The 14,974-nt window shown below is 69.7% G+C and carries 11 protein-coding genes; 7 read left to right on the top strand and 4 right to left on the bottom strand.

The genetic code is table 11. The annotated features are described in order from the left end of the window. Nucleotide 1: 1 nt before the first annotated feature. The 6 genes from ACZ6SF_RS25345 (at nt 2) to ACZ6SF_RS25320 (ending at nt 8,057) form a co-directional block, all read left to right on the top strand. A complete protein-coding gene (locus ACZ6SF_RS25345; RefSeq protein WP_466065089.1) occupies nt 2-2,179 on the top strand; it encodes a serine/threonine-protein kinase in 2,178 nt (725 codons plus the stop codon). Nucleotides 2,180-2,325: 146 nt separating this feature from the next. Then, complete coding sequence (locus ACZ6SF_RS25340; protein WP_466065087.1) at nt 2,326-3,225, top strand: serine hydrolase; 900 nt, start codon at nt 2,326-2,328, stop codon at nt 3,223-3,225. Between the two features lie 89 nt (nt 3,226-3,314). Next, nucleotides 3,315-4,349, top strand: a complete 1,035-nt coding sequence (locus ACZ6SF_RS25335) for an ATP-dependent 6-phosphofructokinase (protein ID WP_466065086.1) — start codon at nt 3,315-3,317, stop codon at nt 4,347-4,349. A gap of 120 nt (nt 4,350-4,469) precedes the next feature. Continuing rightward, nucleotides 4,470-5,867, top strand: coding sequence for an alpha/beta hydrolase family protein (locus ACZ6SF_RS25330; protein WP_466065084.1), 1,398 nt, complete (start codon nt 4,470-4,472; stop codon nt 5,865-5,867). A 43-nt stretch (nt 5,868-5,910) separates the two neighbouring features. Continuing rightward, nucleotides 5,911-7,419 (top strand): Asp-tRNA(Asn)/Glu-tRNA(Gln) amidotransferase subunit GatB, encoded by a 1,509-nt coding sequence (gatB, locus tag ACZ6SF_RS25325; RefSeq protein WP_466065082.1) that lies wholly within the window; start codon nt 5,911-5,913, stop codon nt 7,417-7,419. Then, a complete protein-coding gene (locus tag ACZ6SF_RS25320) occupies nt 7,416-8,057 on the top strand; it encodes a GyrI-like domain-containing protein (RefSeq protein WP_466065080.1) in 642 nt (213 codons plus the stop codon). The genes gatB and ACZ6SF_RS25320 overlap by 4 nt, the downstream gene beginning before the upstream one ends. 167 nt (nt 8,058-8,224) lie before the next feature. On the opposite strand, the gene ACZ6SF_RS25315 is transcribed toward ACZ6SF_RS25320, so the two are convergent. Together ACZ6SF_RS25315 and ACZ6SF_RS25310 are read right to left on the bottom strand one after the other, a co-directional pair. Then, complete coding sequence (locus tag ACZ6SF_RS25315) at nt 8,225-9,847, bottom strand: Na+/H+ antiporter NhaC family protein (protein ID WP_466065079.1); 1,623 nt, start codon at nt 9,845-9,847, stop codon at nt 8,225-8,227. Nucleotides 9,848-10,221: 374 nt separating this feature from the next. Continuing rightward, nucleotides 10,222-11,328 (bottom strand): PQQ-dependent sugar dehydrogenase, encoded by a 1,107-nt coding sequence (locus tag ACZ6SF_RS25310; RefSeq protein ID WP_466065078.1) that lies wholly within the window; start codon nt 11,326-11,328, stop codon nt 10,222-10,224. A 393-nt stretch (nt 11,329-11,721) separates the two neighbouring features. Here ACZ6SF_RS25310 and ACZ6SF_RS25305 point away from each other — a divergent pair, with 393 nt between their 5' ends. Then, nucleotides 11,722-12,408: a DoxX family protein gene (locus ACZ6SF_RS25305; protein ID WP_466065076.1), complete on the top strand. Its 687-nt coding sequence runs from the start codon at nt 11,722-11,724 to the stop codon at nt 12,406-12,408. A 107-nt stretch (nt 12,409-12,515) separates the two neighbouring features. Here the strand turns inward: ACZ6SF_RS25305 and ilvD are convergent, their stop codons facing one another. Together ilvD and ACZ6SF_RS25295 are read right to left on the bottom strand one after the other, a co-directional pair. Continuing rightward, nucleotides 12,516-14,357 (bottom strand): dihydroxy-acid dehydratase, encoded by a 1,842-nt coding sequence (ilvD, locus tag ACZ6SF_RS25300; RefSeq protein WP_466065074.1) that lies wholly within the window; start codon nt 14,355-14,357, stop codon nt 12,516-12,518. Nucleotides 14,358-14,456: 99 nt separating this feature from the next. Beyond that, nucleotides 14,457-14,963, bottom strand: a complete 507-nt coding sequence (locus ACZ6SF_RS25295) for a PH domain-containing protein (protein ID WP_466065073.1) — start codon at nt 14,961-14,963, stop codon at nt 14,457-14,459. Nucleotides 14,964-14,974: the final 11 nt, after the last annotated feature.

Genomic DNA, 14,974 nt, shown 5'->3' with positions numbered 1-14,974 from the left:
GGTGCAGGCGCCTGGCTCCGAGGTCGGTAGACGGTTCGGTCCCTACGAGCTGCGCTCACTGCTGGGCAAAGGCGGTATGGGCGAGGTCTACGAGGCCTACGACACCGTCAAGGACCGGGTGGTCGCCCTGAAACTGCTGGCCGACGAACTCGCCGGGGACCCCGAGTACCAGATCCGGTTCCGCCGCGAATCGCAGGCCGCGGCCCGGCTGGCCGAACCGCACATCATTCCCATCCACGACTGGGGCGTGATCGGTGGCCGGCTGTTCATCGATATGCGGCTGGTCGCCGGAACCGATCTGCGCGCGATCCTGCAGGCGGAGGGGCCGCTGAGCCCGCAGCGCGCGGTCGCGGTGCTCGAGCAGATCGCGGCCGCGCTGGACGCCGCCCATGAGAACGGCCTGGTCCACCGCGATGTGAAACCCGCGAACATCCTGGTCACCCCCGCCGATTTCGCCTATCTCGCCGATTTCGGCATCGCCCATCACGAGGGTGACACCGCGGTGACCCAGGCCGGTGTGGCGATCGGCTCCTACACCTATATGGCGCCGGAGCGTTTCGACCACGGCGCGATCACGCCCCGCGCCGATATCTACGCGCTGACCTGCGTACTCCACGAATGCCTGACCGGCGCCACCCCGTTCCCGGCCACGAGCATGGGCGTGCTGATCCGCTCGCATCTGGCCGACCCCCCGCCGCGGGCGAGTGTCCAGCGAACCGGACTGCCGGCCGGGCTCGACGATGTGATCGCCTGCGGTATGGCCAAGGATCCCCACGAGCGATTCGCCACGGCGGGTGATCTCGCGGTCGCGGCCCGGTCCGCGCTGAACACCCCGGCCCGGCCGCCGCAGTACGGTCACGGCGGTCCCGTCGGCGAACCCGCCGCGACCCCCGAGGTCCCGGAGCCGTCGTCACCGCCCACCGGCGGGATCCCGACCCTGGTGGTCCGGATGCCGCGCCGCGACGACGACGGCGCACCGGACCCGACCACCACCCTGCCCGCGATCATCCCGGGCGACCCCACGTCGATCCGTCCGGCGGACTCCGAGTTCACCCCACTCACCCAGGACGAACCGCCCGCCGAAGCCGCGCAGTCCCCGGGTATCCGCCCGTTCCCCGACGCCCATCTGTTCCAGAACGAACAGCTGCATCCGGCCGCGGATCCGGACCAGCACACCGACCGGGCTCCCGCCACCGGCGGTATGCCGGTCGCCGACTTCTACCCGCCCGACCAGGCGACCCGCATCTACGGCGAGGCCGCGCACCACCCGCCCGCGGCCGAGGAGACCACCCGGATGCTGCCGTCCGCGGGTACGCCCGCGGCCCCGGACCCCTACGCCCCCGCGGCCCCGGATCCCTACGCCGAGGACACCACCCGCGCCTACCGGGCGGCCGAACCCTACCGGGACCCGCAGGCCTGGTCCGGTTACGACGCCCCGGCCGATCCCGGCGCCACCGAGGTGTTCGGGTACCGCGGCGACGACCCCGGCCACCATTCCCCGCTCGGCCCGGCGGACCCCGGCCCCGGCGGCCTGTTCGGCTACCGCGCCGACGACCCCGCACCCGCCCCGCAGCCCGATCCCTACGCCGCGGCCTACGAGGCCGGATACCGGGACAGCTACGCCGCGAATGCCGCCCGGCCGCCCGAGTCCTCCCGCGAGCCCACCCGTTCGCCGGTCGTGCCGATCCTGACCGGCATCATCGTGTTCGCGGCCGTGGTGATCGTGGCCGTACTCGGTATCCGCTTCCTCGGCTCCGGCGACTCCGAACCGAGCGCCGCGGACGGCGCGGGCGCCGCCGCCACCACCTCCGCCGCTGCCCGCAGCACGACCGCGAGCGAGACCACCACTCGCGGCCGCACCACCACCTCGGCCCCGGCGACCAGCACCACCACGCCGGCCGATCTGCCCGCCGGGGCGCAACCCTGTTCGGGATCCGCTTCCGGCGGTGGCTCCCGCTACGGTTCGGCCGCCACCGGTAGCTCGGTCACCAGCTGCGAATTCGCCGAGGCGGTGCGTCAGGCGTACCTGGATCCCACGGTGGTCTCGGCCGAAGGTGAATCGGTCCCGGTGGAGGCCACCAGCCCCGTGACCGGACAGTCCTACACGCTGGAGTGTGTGGCACAGGACGGGCTGGTCACCTGCCGGGGCGGCAACAACGCGGTCATCTACCTGTACTGAGTGGTACCCGGATCCGGATCCGGTCGCGGCGGTCCATCTTTCGCGGGCCGATCCGGACGAGGCTAGGGTCGCCGATGGAGTACGGTTTGCCGACCGGGTACGAATCATCGGGACTGTGGGAGAGCACAACAGCCATGCGGAGCGACGTGTCGACCGAGAAGAAACGGGAACTCTCACAGGTTCGGCGCCTACTCGCCCTCGTCTGCGCCCTCACCGCGACCGTCCTGCTCGCCGGGTGCGGGTCCGACACCGAACCGCGCCGCCCGGTCTCCACCTCGGTGACCCAGGCGGCGGCGGCCGATACGCCCGAAGTGCTGGTCACCATTCCCGGCACCCTGGCCGCCGATTTCGTCGAGATGGAGAAGTCCGCGAAGGGCGTCCTGGGGCTGGCGATCATGCCGGTCGGCGGTGAGAACCTGGTCGGGCTGGGGGAGTGGACCACCGGCCCGGCGTGGTCGACGATGAAGGTGCCGCTGGTCGTGGCCTCGGAGCGCAAGAACCCCGGTGAGCAGAACTACGCGACCTCGGCGGCCATCACCTCCTCGGACAACTCCTCGGCCGACGCCCTGTGGTCGGCCCTGGGCACGCCACGGGAGGCCGCCCAGGCCGTGCAGGAGGTGCTGCGCGAGGGCGGTGACGACACCACGGTCGTCCAGGAGAAGCGCAACCGGTCGGAATACTCGTCCTTCGGTCAGTCCGAGTGGTCGCTGGCCGATCAGGTGCGCTTCGGTTCCCGGCTGCCCTGCCTGCCCGGTTCGGAGCGGGCCGTGGAGCTGATGGGATCGGTGACGGCCGATCAGCAGTGGGGTCTGGGTTCGGTGTTCGGTACCGCCGAATTCAAGGGCGGCTGGGGTCCGGATACCGACGGCTCCTATCTGGTGCGCCAGTTCGGGCTGGTTCCGGCCGGCGGCGGTGTGCTGGCCATCGCCCTTGCCGCGCAACCGGATTCGGGCACCTTCGCCGACGGTATGACGCTGCTCGACGAGATGTCCGAACTGATCCAGCAGCATCTCGGTGAATTCACCGGCGGTTCCTGCCCGCTCTGACACGGTCCGGCCACGGAGTTTCCCGGCGTTACCGGACATTCACGGGCCCGAAGCGGCGAGAAGCGCCCGCAACGGGCAAGATGGGCGCCATGCGCATCGGAATCCTGACCGGAGGTGGGGACTGCCCGGGACTGAACGCGGTGATCCGCGCCGTCGTTCGCACCGCGAACGGCCGGTACGGTGACGCGATCGTGGGTTTCGAGGACGGCTGGCGCGGGTTACTCGAGGATCGCAAGATCAGGATCCACAACGACGACCGCACCGACCGGCTGCTCGCCAAGGGCGGCACCATGCTGGGTACGGCCCGTACCAACCCCGATGTCCTGCGCGCCGGGCTCGGGCAGATCCGCCGGACCCTCGACGACAACGGGATCGAAGCGCTCATCCCGATCGGCGGCGAGGGGACGCTGACCGCCGCCAGCTGGCTGTCCGAGGAGGGCGTGCCCGTGGTCGGGGTGCCCAAGACCATCGACAACGATATCGACTGCACCGACGTCACCTTCGGTCACGACACCGCCCTGTCCATCGCGACCGAGGCCATCGACCGGCTGCACACCACCGCGGAATCCCATCAGCGCGTCATGCTCATCGAGGTCATGGGCCGGCATGCCGGCTGGATCGCGGTCCACGCCGGGATGGCCGCGGGCGCGCATCTCACGCTGGTCCCGGAACAGCCCTTCGATGTCACCGAGGTGTGCGCGCTGATCAAACGCCGCTTCCAGCGCGGCGATAAACATTTCATCTGCGTGGTCGCCGAAGGCGCCCATCCCGCGCCCGATTCCGGTTTCGCGCTGCGCGAGGGCGGGGTGGACGAATTCGGCCACGAACGGTTCACCGGTGTCGCCCAGCAGCTGGGGTCGGAGATCGAGCGCCGGATAGGTAAAGAGGTCCGCACCACCGTGCTCGGCCACGTCCAGCGCGGCGGCAGCCCGTCGCCCTACGACCGGGTCCTGGCGACCCGATTCGGCCTGCACGCCGCCGAGGCGGTGCACGCCGGGCATTTCGGGCAGATGGTGGCGCTGCGCGGCACCGAGATCGGGCTGGTGCCGTTGCACGAGGCCACCAAACAGCTCAAACGGGTTCCGGTGGACCGCTACGAGGAGGCCGAGGCCTTCTTCGGCTGAGCCGCGCACGCCGCCGGGCCCGGTGCGCCGCATCCGGATCCGGCCACCGGATCCGGATTCCGCCGTTGTACTGCGGCGCTGCGCCGCGGTCACGGGCGGGCCGGGGGCTACAGTCGCAGCATGCGCCATCGCAGGGGAGCGTTGCTGGTTGCGGTCGTATCGGTTCTCGTACCTCTGCTCGTCGGCGTCGTCGCGGTGGCCGCCTGCACCGGTGACGCGGACGAGCGGGTGCGCGGACAGTGGCACGGCGCCGTCGCGGTACCCGGCGCGCCGGTGGTGGTCGCGGTCGATTTCACCGGACCTCGCAGCGGCGTGATCGATATCCCCGCGCAGCGCACCGGCCGCCATCCGCTGCGTGATGTGGTGGCCGAACCGGGGGAGGTGCGCTTCGACGTTCCCGATGTGCCCGGCGATGCCAGGTTCGACGGCAGGCTCGACGAATCCGCCGGCGCGATCGTGGGCGATTTCAGTCAGGCCGGACGGACCTTCGGGCTCACCCTGAATCGGGAACCGGTTCCGCCGCCGACCCGCCCGCAGCAACCGGTTCCTCCGTATCCCTATGTAGCCGAGGATATTTCGTATCCGAGCGGCCCGGTCACCGTGGCGGGCACCGTCACCCGCCCGGCCGGGGAGGGGCCGTTCCCCGCGGTCGTACTCATCTCCGGGAGCGGCCCGCAGGACCGTGACGAGGAGATCGCCGGGCACCGGCCGTTCCTGGTGCTCGCCGATGCGCTGACCCGGGCCGGGTACGCCGTCCTGCGCACCGACGATCGCGGTGTGGGCGCGACCGGCGGCAACCTGAACCAGTCCGGCTACGCCGACCTGGCCGGCGATGTCGTGGCCGGGATGGACTACCTGCGGAGCCGGCCCGATATCGACCCGGACCGCATCGGCCTGCTCGGGCACAGCGAGGGCGGGTATCTGGCGCCGGTGGTCGCCGCGCGCCCCGAGGCCGGGGTCGCGTTCGTGATCCTCATGGCCGCCCCGGCCGTCCCCGGTACCGATATCGTCCTCGAGCAAGGGCGTCGCGCGTTCACCGAGGCCGGCGCCACCCCGGATCAGGTGGACGCGCACCGGGCGTTCCTGCTCGACTGGACGGCGGCGCTGCGCGCCGGTGCGCTCACCCGGGCGGCCCGGCTCTCGGAAACCTACAACCGGACCCTGCCGTCGGATCTGCGCGCGATCGCCGAACCGTTGAACAGCGAGAACACCCCGTATATGGCGGCGCTGGTCGCCCACGATCCGACGCCCGCGCTCACCGCGCTGCGAGTGCCGGTCCTCGCCTTCTTCGGTTCCCGCGATGTCCAGGTCACCCCCGCGCAGAACGAGGCGCCGATGCGGCAGGCGCTGACCGCGCACCCGGACGCCACCGTCTCGGTCTTCGAGGGGCTCAACCATCTGATGCAGCCCGCCTACACCGGCCTGCCCACCGAGTACGAATCCATCGAGACCACCGTCGACCCGCTGGTCCTCGATACCGTCACCGGCTGGCTGGGCGAGCGGGTTCCGGCGGGCTGACCGCCCACCGACCGGCGGTACGCGCGCGCATAGACTGTGGGCCATGAGCGCACCCACCGTCGAACTCATGGATTACGCCGATGTCGTGACCCGGTACGAGCCGGTGCTGGGCATGGAGGTCCATGTCGAGCTGAACACCGCGACCAAGATGTTCTGCGGTTGCCCCACCACCTTCGGCGCCGAGCCCAATACCCAGGTCTGCCCGGTGTGCCTCGGCCTGCCCGGATCGCTGCCGGTGGTGAACCGGAAGGCGGTGGAGTCGGCGGTGCGGATCGGGCTGGCGCTCAACTGTTCCATCACCCCGTGGGGCCGGTTCGCGCGGAAGAACTACTTCTACCCGGATCAGCCGAAGAACTATCAGATCAGCCAGTACGACGAGCCGATCGCTACCGAGGGCTACCTCGACGTCCCGCTCGACGACGGCACCACCTTCCGGGTGCAGATCGAACGCGCCCATATGGAGGAGGACACCGGTAAGTCCGTGCACGTCGGTGGCGCCACCGGCCGTATCCACGGCGCCAGCCACTCCCTGCTCGACTACAACCGCGCCGGGGTGCCGCTCATCGAGATCGTCACCAAACCCATCACCGGCGCGGGCGACCGGGCGCCCGAGGTGGCGCGCGCCTATGTCACCGCCCTGCGTGATCTGCTGAAATCCCTGGATGTCTCCGATGTCCGGATGGAGCACGGTTCGCTGCGCTGCGATGCCAACGTCTCGCTGATGCCGGTCGGCGCCGAGGTGTTCGGCACCCGCACCGAGACCAAGAATGTCAACTCGCTCAAGAGCGTCGAGGTCGCGGTCCGGTACGAGATGCGCCGGCAGGCCGCGATTCTCGCGACCGGCGGCGAGATCATCCAGGAGACCCGGCATTTCCACGAGGCCGACGGTTCCACCTCCCCGGGCCGCCGCAAGGAGACCGCCGAGGACTACCGCTACTTCCCCGAACCCGATCTGGAGCCGGTCGCGCCGGATACGGAGTGGGTCGACAGCCTGCGCGGCACCATTCCGGAGTACCCGTGGCTGCGCCGCGGGCGCATCCAGGCGGAGTGGGGGGTGTCCGACGAGGTCATGCGCGATCTGGTGAACGCGGGCGCGCTGGATCTCATCATCGCGACCGTCGACGCCGGGGCGCCCGCCAAGGAAGCGCGCTCGTGGTGGGTGGCCTATCTGACGGAGAAGGCCAACGAACGCGGCGTCACCCTCGAGGAACTGCCCATCACCCCGGCCCAGGTCGCCGAGGTGATCGGCCTGGTCGAGGCCAAAACGGTGAACAACAAGGTCGCCAAACAGGTCGTGGATCTGGTGCTGGACGGGGCGGGCGACCCGGCCGCCGTCGTCGAGAGCAAGGGCCTGGGCATGGTCAGCGACGACAGCGCGCTGCAGTCCGAGGTCGACAAGGCGCTGGCCGCCAACCCCGATATCGCCGACAAGATCCGGTCGGGCAAGGTGCAGGCCGCCGGCAAGATCGTGGGCGATGTCATGAAGGCCACCCGCGGCCAGGCCGATGCCGCCCGCGTCCGCGAACTCGTCCTCGCCGCCTGCGGAGCGTGACCGGCGACGCCGCGCCCGGCAAGGCCGATTTCAAGAAGGAGATCGCGGCCTACCGGGCGCGCTCGGGCCGGTTCGAGGTCCTCGACGTGCCCGACCTGCGCTACCTCATGATCGACGGACACGGCGACCCCAATACCGATCCGGCCTTCGCCGAGGCGACCGCGGCGCTCTACCCCTTGGCCTACCGGCTCAAATTCGCCAGTAAGCGCGAACTCGGACGCGACTACGTGGTCATGCCCCTCGAGGGGCTGTGGTGGGCCGACGATATGGACGCCTTCACCGCCGCCCGCGACAAATCCCGCTGGGACTGGACGCTGATGATCATGGTCCCGGACTGGACCGACGGAGAGATGTTCGCCGCCGCGGTGGCCGGGGTCACGGGCAAAGGCGCCCCGGCCCGCCTGCACGACGTTCGCCTGGAGACCCTGTCCGAGGGCCGCTGCGCCCAGACCCTGCATATCGGTTCCTACGACGACGAGGCCGCGGTGCTGGACCGGATGCACCGGGAGTTCATCCCCGGCAGCGGATTACGAATGACCGGCCGCCACCACGAGATCTACCTCAGCGACGCCCGCAGGGTCGCCCCGGACAAGCTCCGGACCATCCTCCGTCAACCGGTGGTCGCGGCGCACTCCTGATACAGGTCCCGGGTATCCCACCGGGGTGGTCGTCCAGTCCGGGCCGACCACCCCGATTCGGCCACCGGGGCCCGGCACGGACTCGGCCGAGAACGGATCCGGCCGCCCGCGGCGTCTGTTCGACATCGGCGGGCGGCCGGTGCGGAGTCCTCCGCGGTTAACTCGTCCTACAGCACGGCGAACGCGATACCCGTGGACGTCACGGCGGCCAGACCGGCCGCGCCCAGTGCCAGGGGCAACTGGGTTTTCACGTGGTCCATGACATCGCCGCCGCAGGCGAGAGCGGACATGATCGTCGTATCGGAGATCGGGGAGCACTGATCGCCGAACACCGCGCCGCCGACCACGGCCCCGAAGCACAGGTGCATGAAGGTCGGGCTGGGGTCGATGGCGTAGGCCAGCGGCATCGCGATCGGGAAGACGACCGCGAAGGTGCCCCACGACGATCCGATCGAGAACGCCACCGCCATGCAGATGGCCATGAGGATCGCGGGCAGCAGCGGGTCCACCACGAGGTCCGAGGTGGTCTCGACGATGTAGTTCGCGGTGCCCAGTTCCTTGGACACGAATCCCAGTGTCACCGCCAGGGCCAGGACCAGCGCACCGACGGTCACGCCCTTGCAGCCGTCGACGAAACCGTCGATGGCCTCGTTGAGCGAGAGTCCCTTGACGAGCGCCAGCACGATCGCGACGATCACGGCCAGTCCGAAGCCCTGCGCGATCAGCACGTCACCGGTCAGGATGTAGGAGCCGATCACCACCGCCAGCAGGACGCCCATGGGCAGGGCGAAATCGATCACGCCGGGCTTGTAGTCCTGCGGCAGCTTCAGGGTGACCAGCTCGTCGGAGGTGATCGGCTTCGCGGTCGGCGCGTTCAGCTGTCCCGTGGTGCGCGCCCGGTGCATCGCCTTGCGCATCGCACTGCCGACCCAGGGCAGTTTTCCCCAGGCGAACAGCAGTGTCGCCAGCAGCGCGAAGATGGCGTAGAAGTTGAACGGGATCGAGCTGATGAAGAACGCGACCCCGTCGTCCTCGTTGACGAACAGCGGCGTGGTGCCCACGACCAGCCCGGCGACGTACAGCGGCCAGGCATTGAACGGCAGCACCGTCGCGACCGGGGACGCGGTGGAGTCGACGATGTAGGTCAGTTCTTCCTTCGACACCTTGTGCTTATCGGTGAGCGGCCGCACGGTGGTGCCGGCGAGAATCGTCGAGATCGTGCCGCCCTGATGGAACAGCACGCCCACCAGCCATCCGAAGACCCGGGCGCTGACCGGTCCGCGTACCAGCGTGCGACCGGCGAGTTCGGCGAATGCCTGGGCGCCGCCGGTGCGGGTCCACAGGCCGATCAACCCGCCCAGCGCCCACAGGTAGACGATCAGGATCGTCGCGAATGAGACGGTGCCCAGTGCCGGGAGCATGAAACCGTCGACGACGTTGTACTCGGCGCTGACGACACCACCGGTGATGACGCCCAGGAACAGTGCGGCCACCACGTTCTTGGTGGCGAAAACCACGACCAGGGTGACCAGTGCCGGCAGCAGGCTGAAGAAGCCGATATGGCCGCCTTCTCCGGGAAGCTCACCGGGAGAAAGGAATCCGAGCGCGATCAGGACGATCGCCAGCGCCACCACTCCGAGGATGGTGCCGGTATTGCCCAGACGGGAGGTGTCGATCAGCCGCTTCAGGCCGGTGGGGGCGGCCGCGGTGCCGGTCTCGGTTGTGGGTGGACCGGAATCTTGTCCGGGGCTTTCGGTTTCGGGTGTTGGGCTTGTACTGATGGTGGACATTGGCGACCTTCCGATGCGACACCGCCCCTGCGGCGTGACGGAGTCCTGATGGTGTGACGCGTTGGTTCCGTTCGATAATGCGCCGTTGGATAGCGGTACATTAAAACGGCCGTCAAGAAGTCGTCAAAATCTGTGTTCCCGAGCGTGGGAATCATTGGCGCACAGCAGGTTAAGCCCTCTTGCGCAGGGAGAAGCATGTCGGGTGCGCCGCGCCGAAATGCTTCGCCTCGATAATGAGCCGCTAGATGACGGCACATTGAAGCTGAAAGCGGTTGGTGGCGGCGTTCCGGGATGCTGTCGGCGAATGACAAAAAGGGCGAGCCCGGCTCCGGCCGGGCTCGCCCACCGGGATAGGACCCCGGGCGGGAGTGTCGCTAGTCCGGCCCGCCACCGCCGGCCGAAGGCGGCGGGATCCGCACCACTCGATCGTCGTTGGGAGTGGGCTGACCGCCCTCCGACTTGTTCGCCGTCGATACCCAGATCGTGCCGTCCATGGCCGGCGCGGCGCCCAGCAGGCGGCCGTATTTGTTGGCGACGAAAACGCTCGGCGGCGCGGTGACCGCGAAGGTGGCCGGGTCCGGGGTCGCCATCGCCAGCGCCTTCGCGTCGGTCAACGAGATCGCGATACCTTCCGGCGTGACCGCGCACCCGGCGACCCCCGGGCGATCCGGCCAGGTCCAGGCGGTGGTGACGGCGCCGTCGGGGCCGATCCGCTGCAGCCGGTCCAGGGCGGGGGTGCGGTCGGTGATCCAGATCTGGTCGCCGCCCAGGCAGATATCCCCGGCCGAGCCGATACCGGAGACGGCGACCTCGGTGGGGGCGTTGCCGTTGGTCGTCGGGTTCTTCACGCGCAGGAGTTTGCCGGAGAGGCTGCCCGGGTCGGTCGCGCTCGCCGGGTCGCCGGCATCGCCGGTGAGGACCAGCATCTGATCCGCCGAGGTCCATTCGATGGCGCCGCGATTACCGTTGGCGCCCTTGGGGATTCCGGTCAGGACCGGTTTCGGAGGACCGCCTTCGGCGATACGCACCACCCGGTTGTCGCTACCGGTGGTGACGTAGGCGTAGATCAGGCCGTCCTCGGGGTAGGTGGGGGAGATCGCGATATCGCTGAGGCCGCCGTCCCCGGCCGGATCCACATCGACCCGGGCGATCTCGACCGGCTGCTGCTCCGGCGCCACCTGCAGAATGCGTCCGGTCCGGCGCTCCGCGACCAGCGCGTATCCACCCATCTCCACCAGCCCGCCGGTGGTGTCCAGGCAGCTCACCACCACGGCCGGGTCAGGATCGATACACGGGCCGCTGGGCCGGGTGGTGGAACTCTCGTTCTGCTGGGGTTTCTTGGGCTCGAGTTGCGCGCCGTCCAGCGTCGGTTCCGGCGTGAACGGACTGGACGCCGAATCGTCGAATCGGGCGCAGCCGCCCAGTAACAACGCCCCGAGTACCAGCCCCACCGTCACGCGCCGCGCGCCAACCGACCTCATAGCCTCCCAACGTAGTGGAAATCTCCCCGGCCGCGCCTCGACGCCCCTACCCGGGCCGGGGGCGCCGCCACGACCGGCGGGTTTTCTGTGCGGCGGCCACCGCCCGCCGCCGGGGCGCGCGGCGACCGGCCGGGAGGGATGCGACAGCGCCGGGCAGCGGGTATGGCGCGGACACGCCGCCGTTTCAGCGGGGTGGACGGCACCCGGTCGGCTTAGGGTTGAGGGGTGAGTGCCAAGGCGAGAAACGGGTCCGCGTCCTCCGAGGCCGCGGGGCCCGGGAATCTGTCTACCGGAGAGCAGCGCGCGGTATCGACCACCGCGGGCGGGGTCGGGAGTCCCTATGACTCCCCGACCGGCCAGTTCCCGAAAGTGGCCATGACCAAGGAGTTGCCCGTGAATGCCTCGACCGCCACCGGAGACACCCCGGGTGAGGTCCCCGGAACCGATAACCCCGGCAGTCACGACAGCACCTACACCTACGCCAGCATCCCGCCCGCCGGAACCCAGCCCACCGGTGGCCTGCGCCGCCGCAACGGCGACGCCCGCCGCGGCACCCTCGATTTCGGGCTGTTCATCCTCCGGCTGGTCGTCGGCGCCACCTTCCTCTACCACGGTCTGCAGAAGCTGACCGGCTGGTTCCACGGACCCGGCCTGGACGGCACCAAGGCCATGATGGAGAGCGGCGGCTGGAAACATCCGTCGGTGGCCGCGGCACTGGTCACCGCGGGCGAGGTGGGCGGCGGCGCGCTGCTGATCCTCGGTCTGGCCACACCGCTGGCCGCCGGTGCGGTGCTCGCGGTGATCCTGGACGCCTGGATGTGGAAACAGGGTATGTACCCGGGTTTCCAGTACAAGGAGGGCCCGGGCGCGGTCGAGATGGACAGTATCCTCGTCGGCGCCGCGACCGCCCTCATCTTCACCGGACCGGGCCGCTGGTCACTCGACCGCGGCCGCAGCTGGGCGACCCGGCCGGGTGCCGGGTCCTGGGTGGTCTTCGTACTCGCGGTAGCCGCCGCGATCTTCACCTACTGGTACCTGCAGGACGGCAACCCATTGACCGGAATCGGCCCGTTCGACTAGAAGAACGCAGTCGGATTCTGCGGCCGACTCTGCCGTGCGGTCTCATACGACGGCGTCCCACTCGAATCGAGTGGGACGCCGTCGTCTGTGCGGGGAGCCGCGGTGGATCAGGGCACGTGCCGGACGGCGCCCTTGTCGGCCGAGGTCGCCATGGCGGCGTAGGCGCGCAACGCGGTGGTGACCGTCCGTTCCCGGTTCACCGGCTGCCACGGCCGTTCCCGGGCCTCCATCTTGGCCCGCCGCTCGGCCAGCACCGCATCGTCGACCAGCACCTCGAGGGTGCGGGTGGCGACATCGATGCGGACCTGGTCGCCGTTCTCCACCAGGCCGATCACACCGCCGCTGGCGGCTTCGGGCGAGATGTGCCCGATGGACAGACCGGAGGTGCCGCCGGAGAACCGGCCGTCGGTGATGAGAGCGCACTGTTTGCCCAGGCCCGCGCCCTTGAGGAACGCGGTCGGATGCAGCATCTCCTGCATACCGGGACCACCCGCGGGTCCCTCGTAGCGCACCACGAGCACATCACCGGGCTTGATCTGCTTGCCCAGGATCACCGAGACGGCCTCCTCCTGGGATTCCACGACCACGGCCGGGCCCTGGAAGGAGAACAGTTCCTCGTCGATACCGGCGGTTTTGAGGACCGCGCCGTCGAGGGCGAGGTTGCCGCGCAGCACCACCAGGCCGCCTTCGACGGTGTAGGCGTGTTCGAGATCGCGGATGCAGCCGCCGGCGGCGTCGGTGTCCAGCGACGACCAGCGGTTCTCGGTGGAGAACGCCTCGGTGGTGCGCACCCCGCCCGGCGCGGCGTGGAACAGTTCGAGGGCTTCCTCCGACGCCTTGCCGGAGCGGATGTCCCAGGTGTCCAGCCACTCGTCGAAGTCGCGCGTGTGGACCGTGCTCACCTCGGTTTCCAGCAGTCCGGCGCGGCGCAGCTCACCGAGGATGGCGGGGATTCCGCCGGCCCGATGCACGTCCTCCATGTGATAGTCGGAGTTCGGCGACACCTTCGAGAGGGTGGGCACCTTGCGGCTGATCTCCTCGATGGTGTGCAGGTCGAAATCGACCTCGCCCTCCTGCGCGGCGGCCAGCGTATGCAGCACGGTGTTGGTGGAACCACCCATCGCCACGTCCAGGGCCATCGCGTTGCGGAACGCCTTCTCGTTCGCCACGTTCCGCGGCAGCACCGAAGCGTCGTCGTCGCGGTACCAGCGGGTCGCGATATCGACGATCACCCGGCCCGCCCGCTCGAACAGCGCCCGGCGGGCCGCATGGGTGGCCAGCGTCGAGCCGTTACCGGGCAGGGCCAGGCCCAGCGCCTCGGTGAGGCAGTTCATCGAATTGGCGGTGAACATGCCCGAGCAGGAACCGCAGGTCGGGCACGCGCTGCGTTCGACCTCGGAGAGCCCGTCGTCGGTGACCGCGGCATTCGCGCTCGCGGAGATGGCGGTGATCAGGTCGGTGGGCGCCTGGGCGACGCCGCCCACGACCACCGCCTTACCGGCCTCCATCGGACCGCCGGAGACGAACACCGCGGGGATGTTCAGCCGCATGGCCGCGTTCAGCATGCCCGGGGTGATCTTGTCGCAGTTGGAGATGCACACCAGCGCGTCGGCGGTGTGCGCGTTGGCCATGTACTCCACCGAATCGGCGATGATCTCGCGGCTGGGCAGCGAGTAGAGCATGCCGCCGTGTCCCATGGCGATTCCGTCGTCGACGGCGATGGTGTGGAATTCGCGCGGTACGCCGCCCGCCTCCCGGACCGCCTCGGCCACGATCTCCCCGACATCCTTGAGATGGACGTGCCCGGGCACGAACTGGGTGTAGGAGTTGGCGATCGCGACGATCGGCTTACCGAAATCGGAGTCGGTCATACCGGTGGCCCGCCACAGGGCGCGGGCGCCGGCGGCATTGCGGCCGATGGTGGTCGTGCGGGAACGAAGCGGTGGCATGGATGTCCTCGGTCTGGTCGCGGGGGCTGAAAGTTGCGACGGCGCCGTACCACCCGGCGGCAGGTGACCGCGGTTCCGGGCGATCGGCGATTCTCCAGGCTACTCCCGTTCGGAAGTCGACTCGGGGTCGGTATCGGCCGTGGTGCGGCCGGTGTCCGCGGCGGCGGAGTCGCCTTTCGCGGGGGCCGCGCCGGACTCGTCGCCGGGCGCGGTGTCGTCGGCCGCGGCGGAATCGGAGGTCGTCTCCGGGTCGGGGATCGCGAAGGGGTCGGGGATTCGCCCGCCCGACGCGTCGACCAGATCGCGCAGCCGGTCGTAGCTTACCGCCGGCAGCGGTACCTCGCTGTCGTCGTCGAGATGGGCCCGCACATACCCGCGCTTGGGGATGCTGACGCCCTTCAAGCGCTCCCAGTCGATATGCCGCGAGGAGAACGTCGACCGCAGATCCAGGCCGCCCGGCGACACCGTGGTCTGGGTCCGCAGGATGTAGACGAGGACGGCGAGGGGGATGAGTGCCAGCCAGAACAGGCCGGCGGGCCAGCCGACGATCGGGAAGAACACGCACATCGCCAGGATGAACACGCCCAGGAACGACAGCCGTGTCATGCGGATCACAC

The sequence above is a fragment of the Nocardia sp. NPDC049935 genome (assembly GCF_055586645.1).
The sequence above is the reverse complement of the archived record's forward strand: the minus strand, read 5'-3'. Positions and strand labels throughout refer to the sequence as shown.

Bases quoted from the DNA above. Each gene is read 5' to 3' on its own strand.
- ilvD (WP_466065074.1), bottom strand. From the start codon at position 14,357: ATGCCACCGCTTCGTTCCCGCACGACCACCATCGGCCGCAATGCCGCC.
- gatB (WP_466065082.1), top strand. From the start codon at position 5,911: ATGAGCGCACCCACCGTCGAACTCATGGATTACGCCGATGTCGTGACC.
- ACZ6SF_RS25310 (WP_466065078.1), bottom strand. From the start codon at position 11,328: ATGAGGTCGGTTGGCGCGCGGCGCGTGACGGTGGGGCTGGTACTCGGG.
- ACZ6SF_RS25330 (WP_466065084.1), top strand. From the start codon at position 4,470: ATGCGCCATCGCAGGGGAGCGTTGCTGGTTGCGGTCGTATCGGTTCTC.
- ACZ6SF_RS25295 (WP_466065073.1), bottom strand. From the start codon at position 14,963: ATGACACGGCTGTCGTTCCTGGGCGTGTTCATCCTGGCGATGTGCGTG.
- ACZ6SF_RS25315 (WP_466065079.1), bottom strand. From the start codon at position 9,847: ATGTCCACCATCAGTACAAGCCCAACACCCGAAACCGAAAGCCCCGGA.
- ACZ6SF_RS25335 (WP_466065086.1), top strand. From the start codon at position 3,315: ATGCGCATCGGAATCCTGACCGGAGGTGGGGACTGCCCGGGACTGAAC.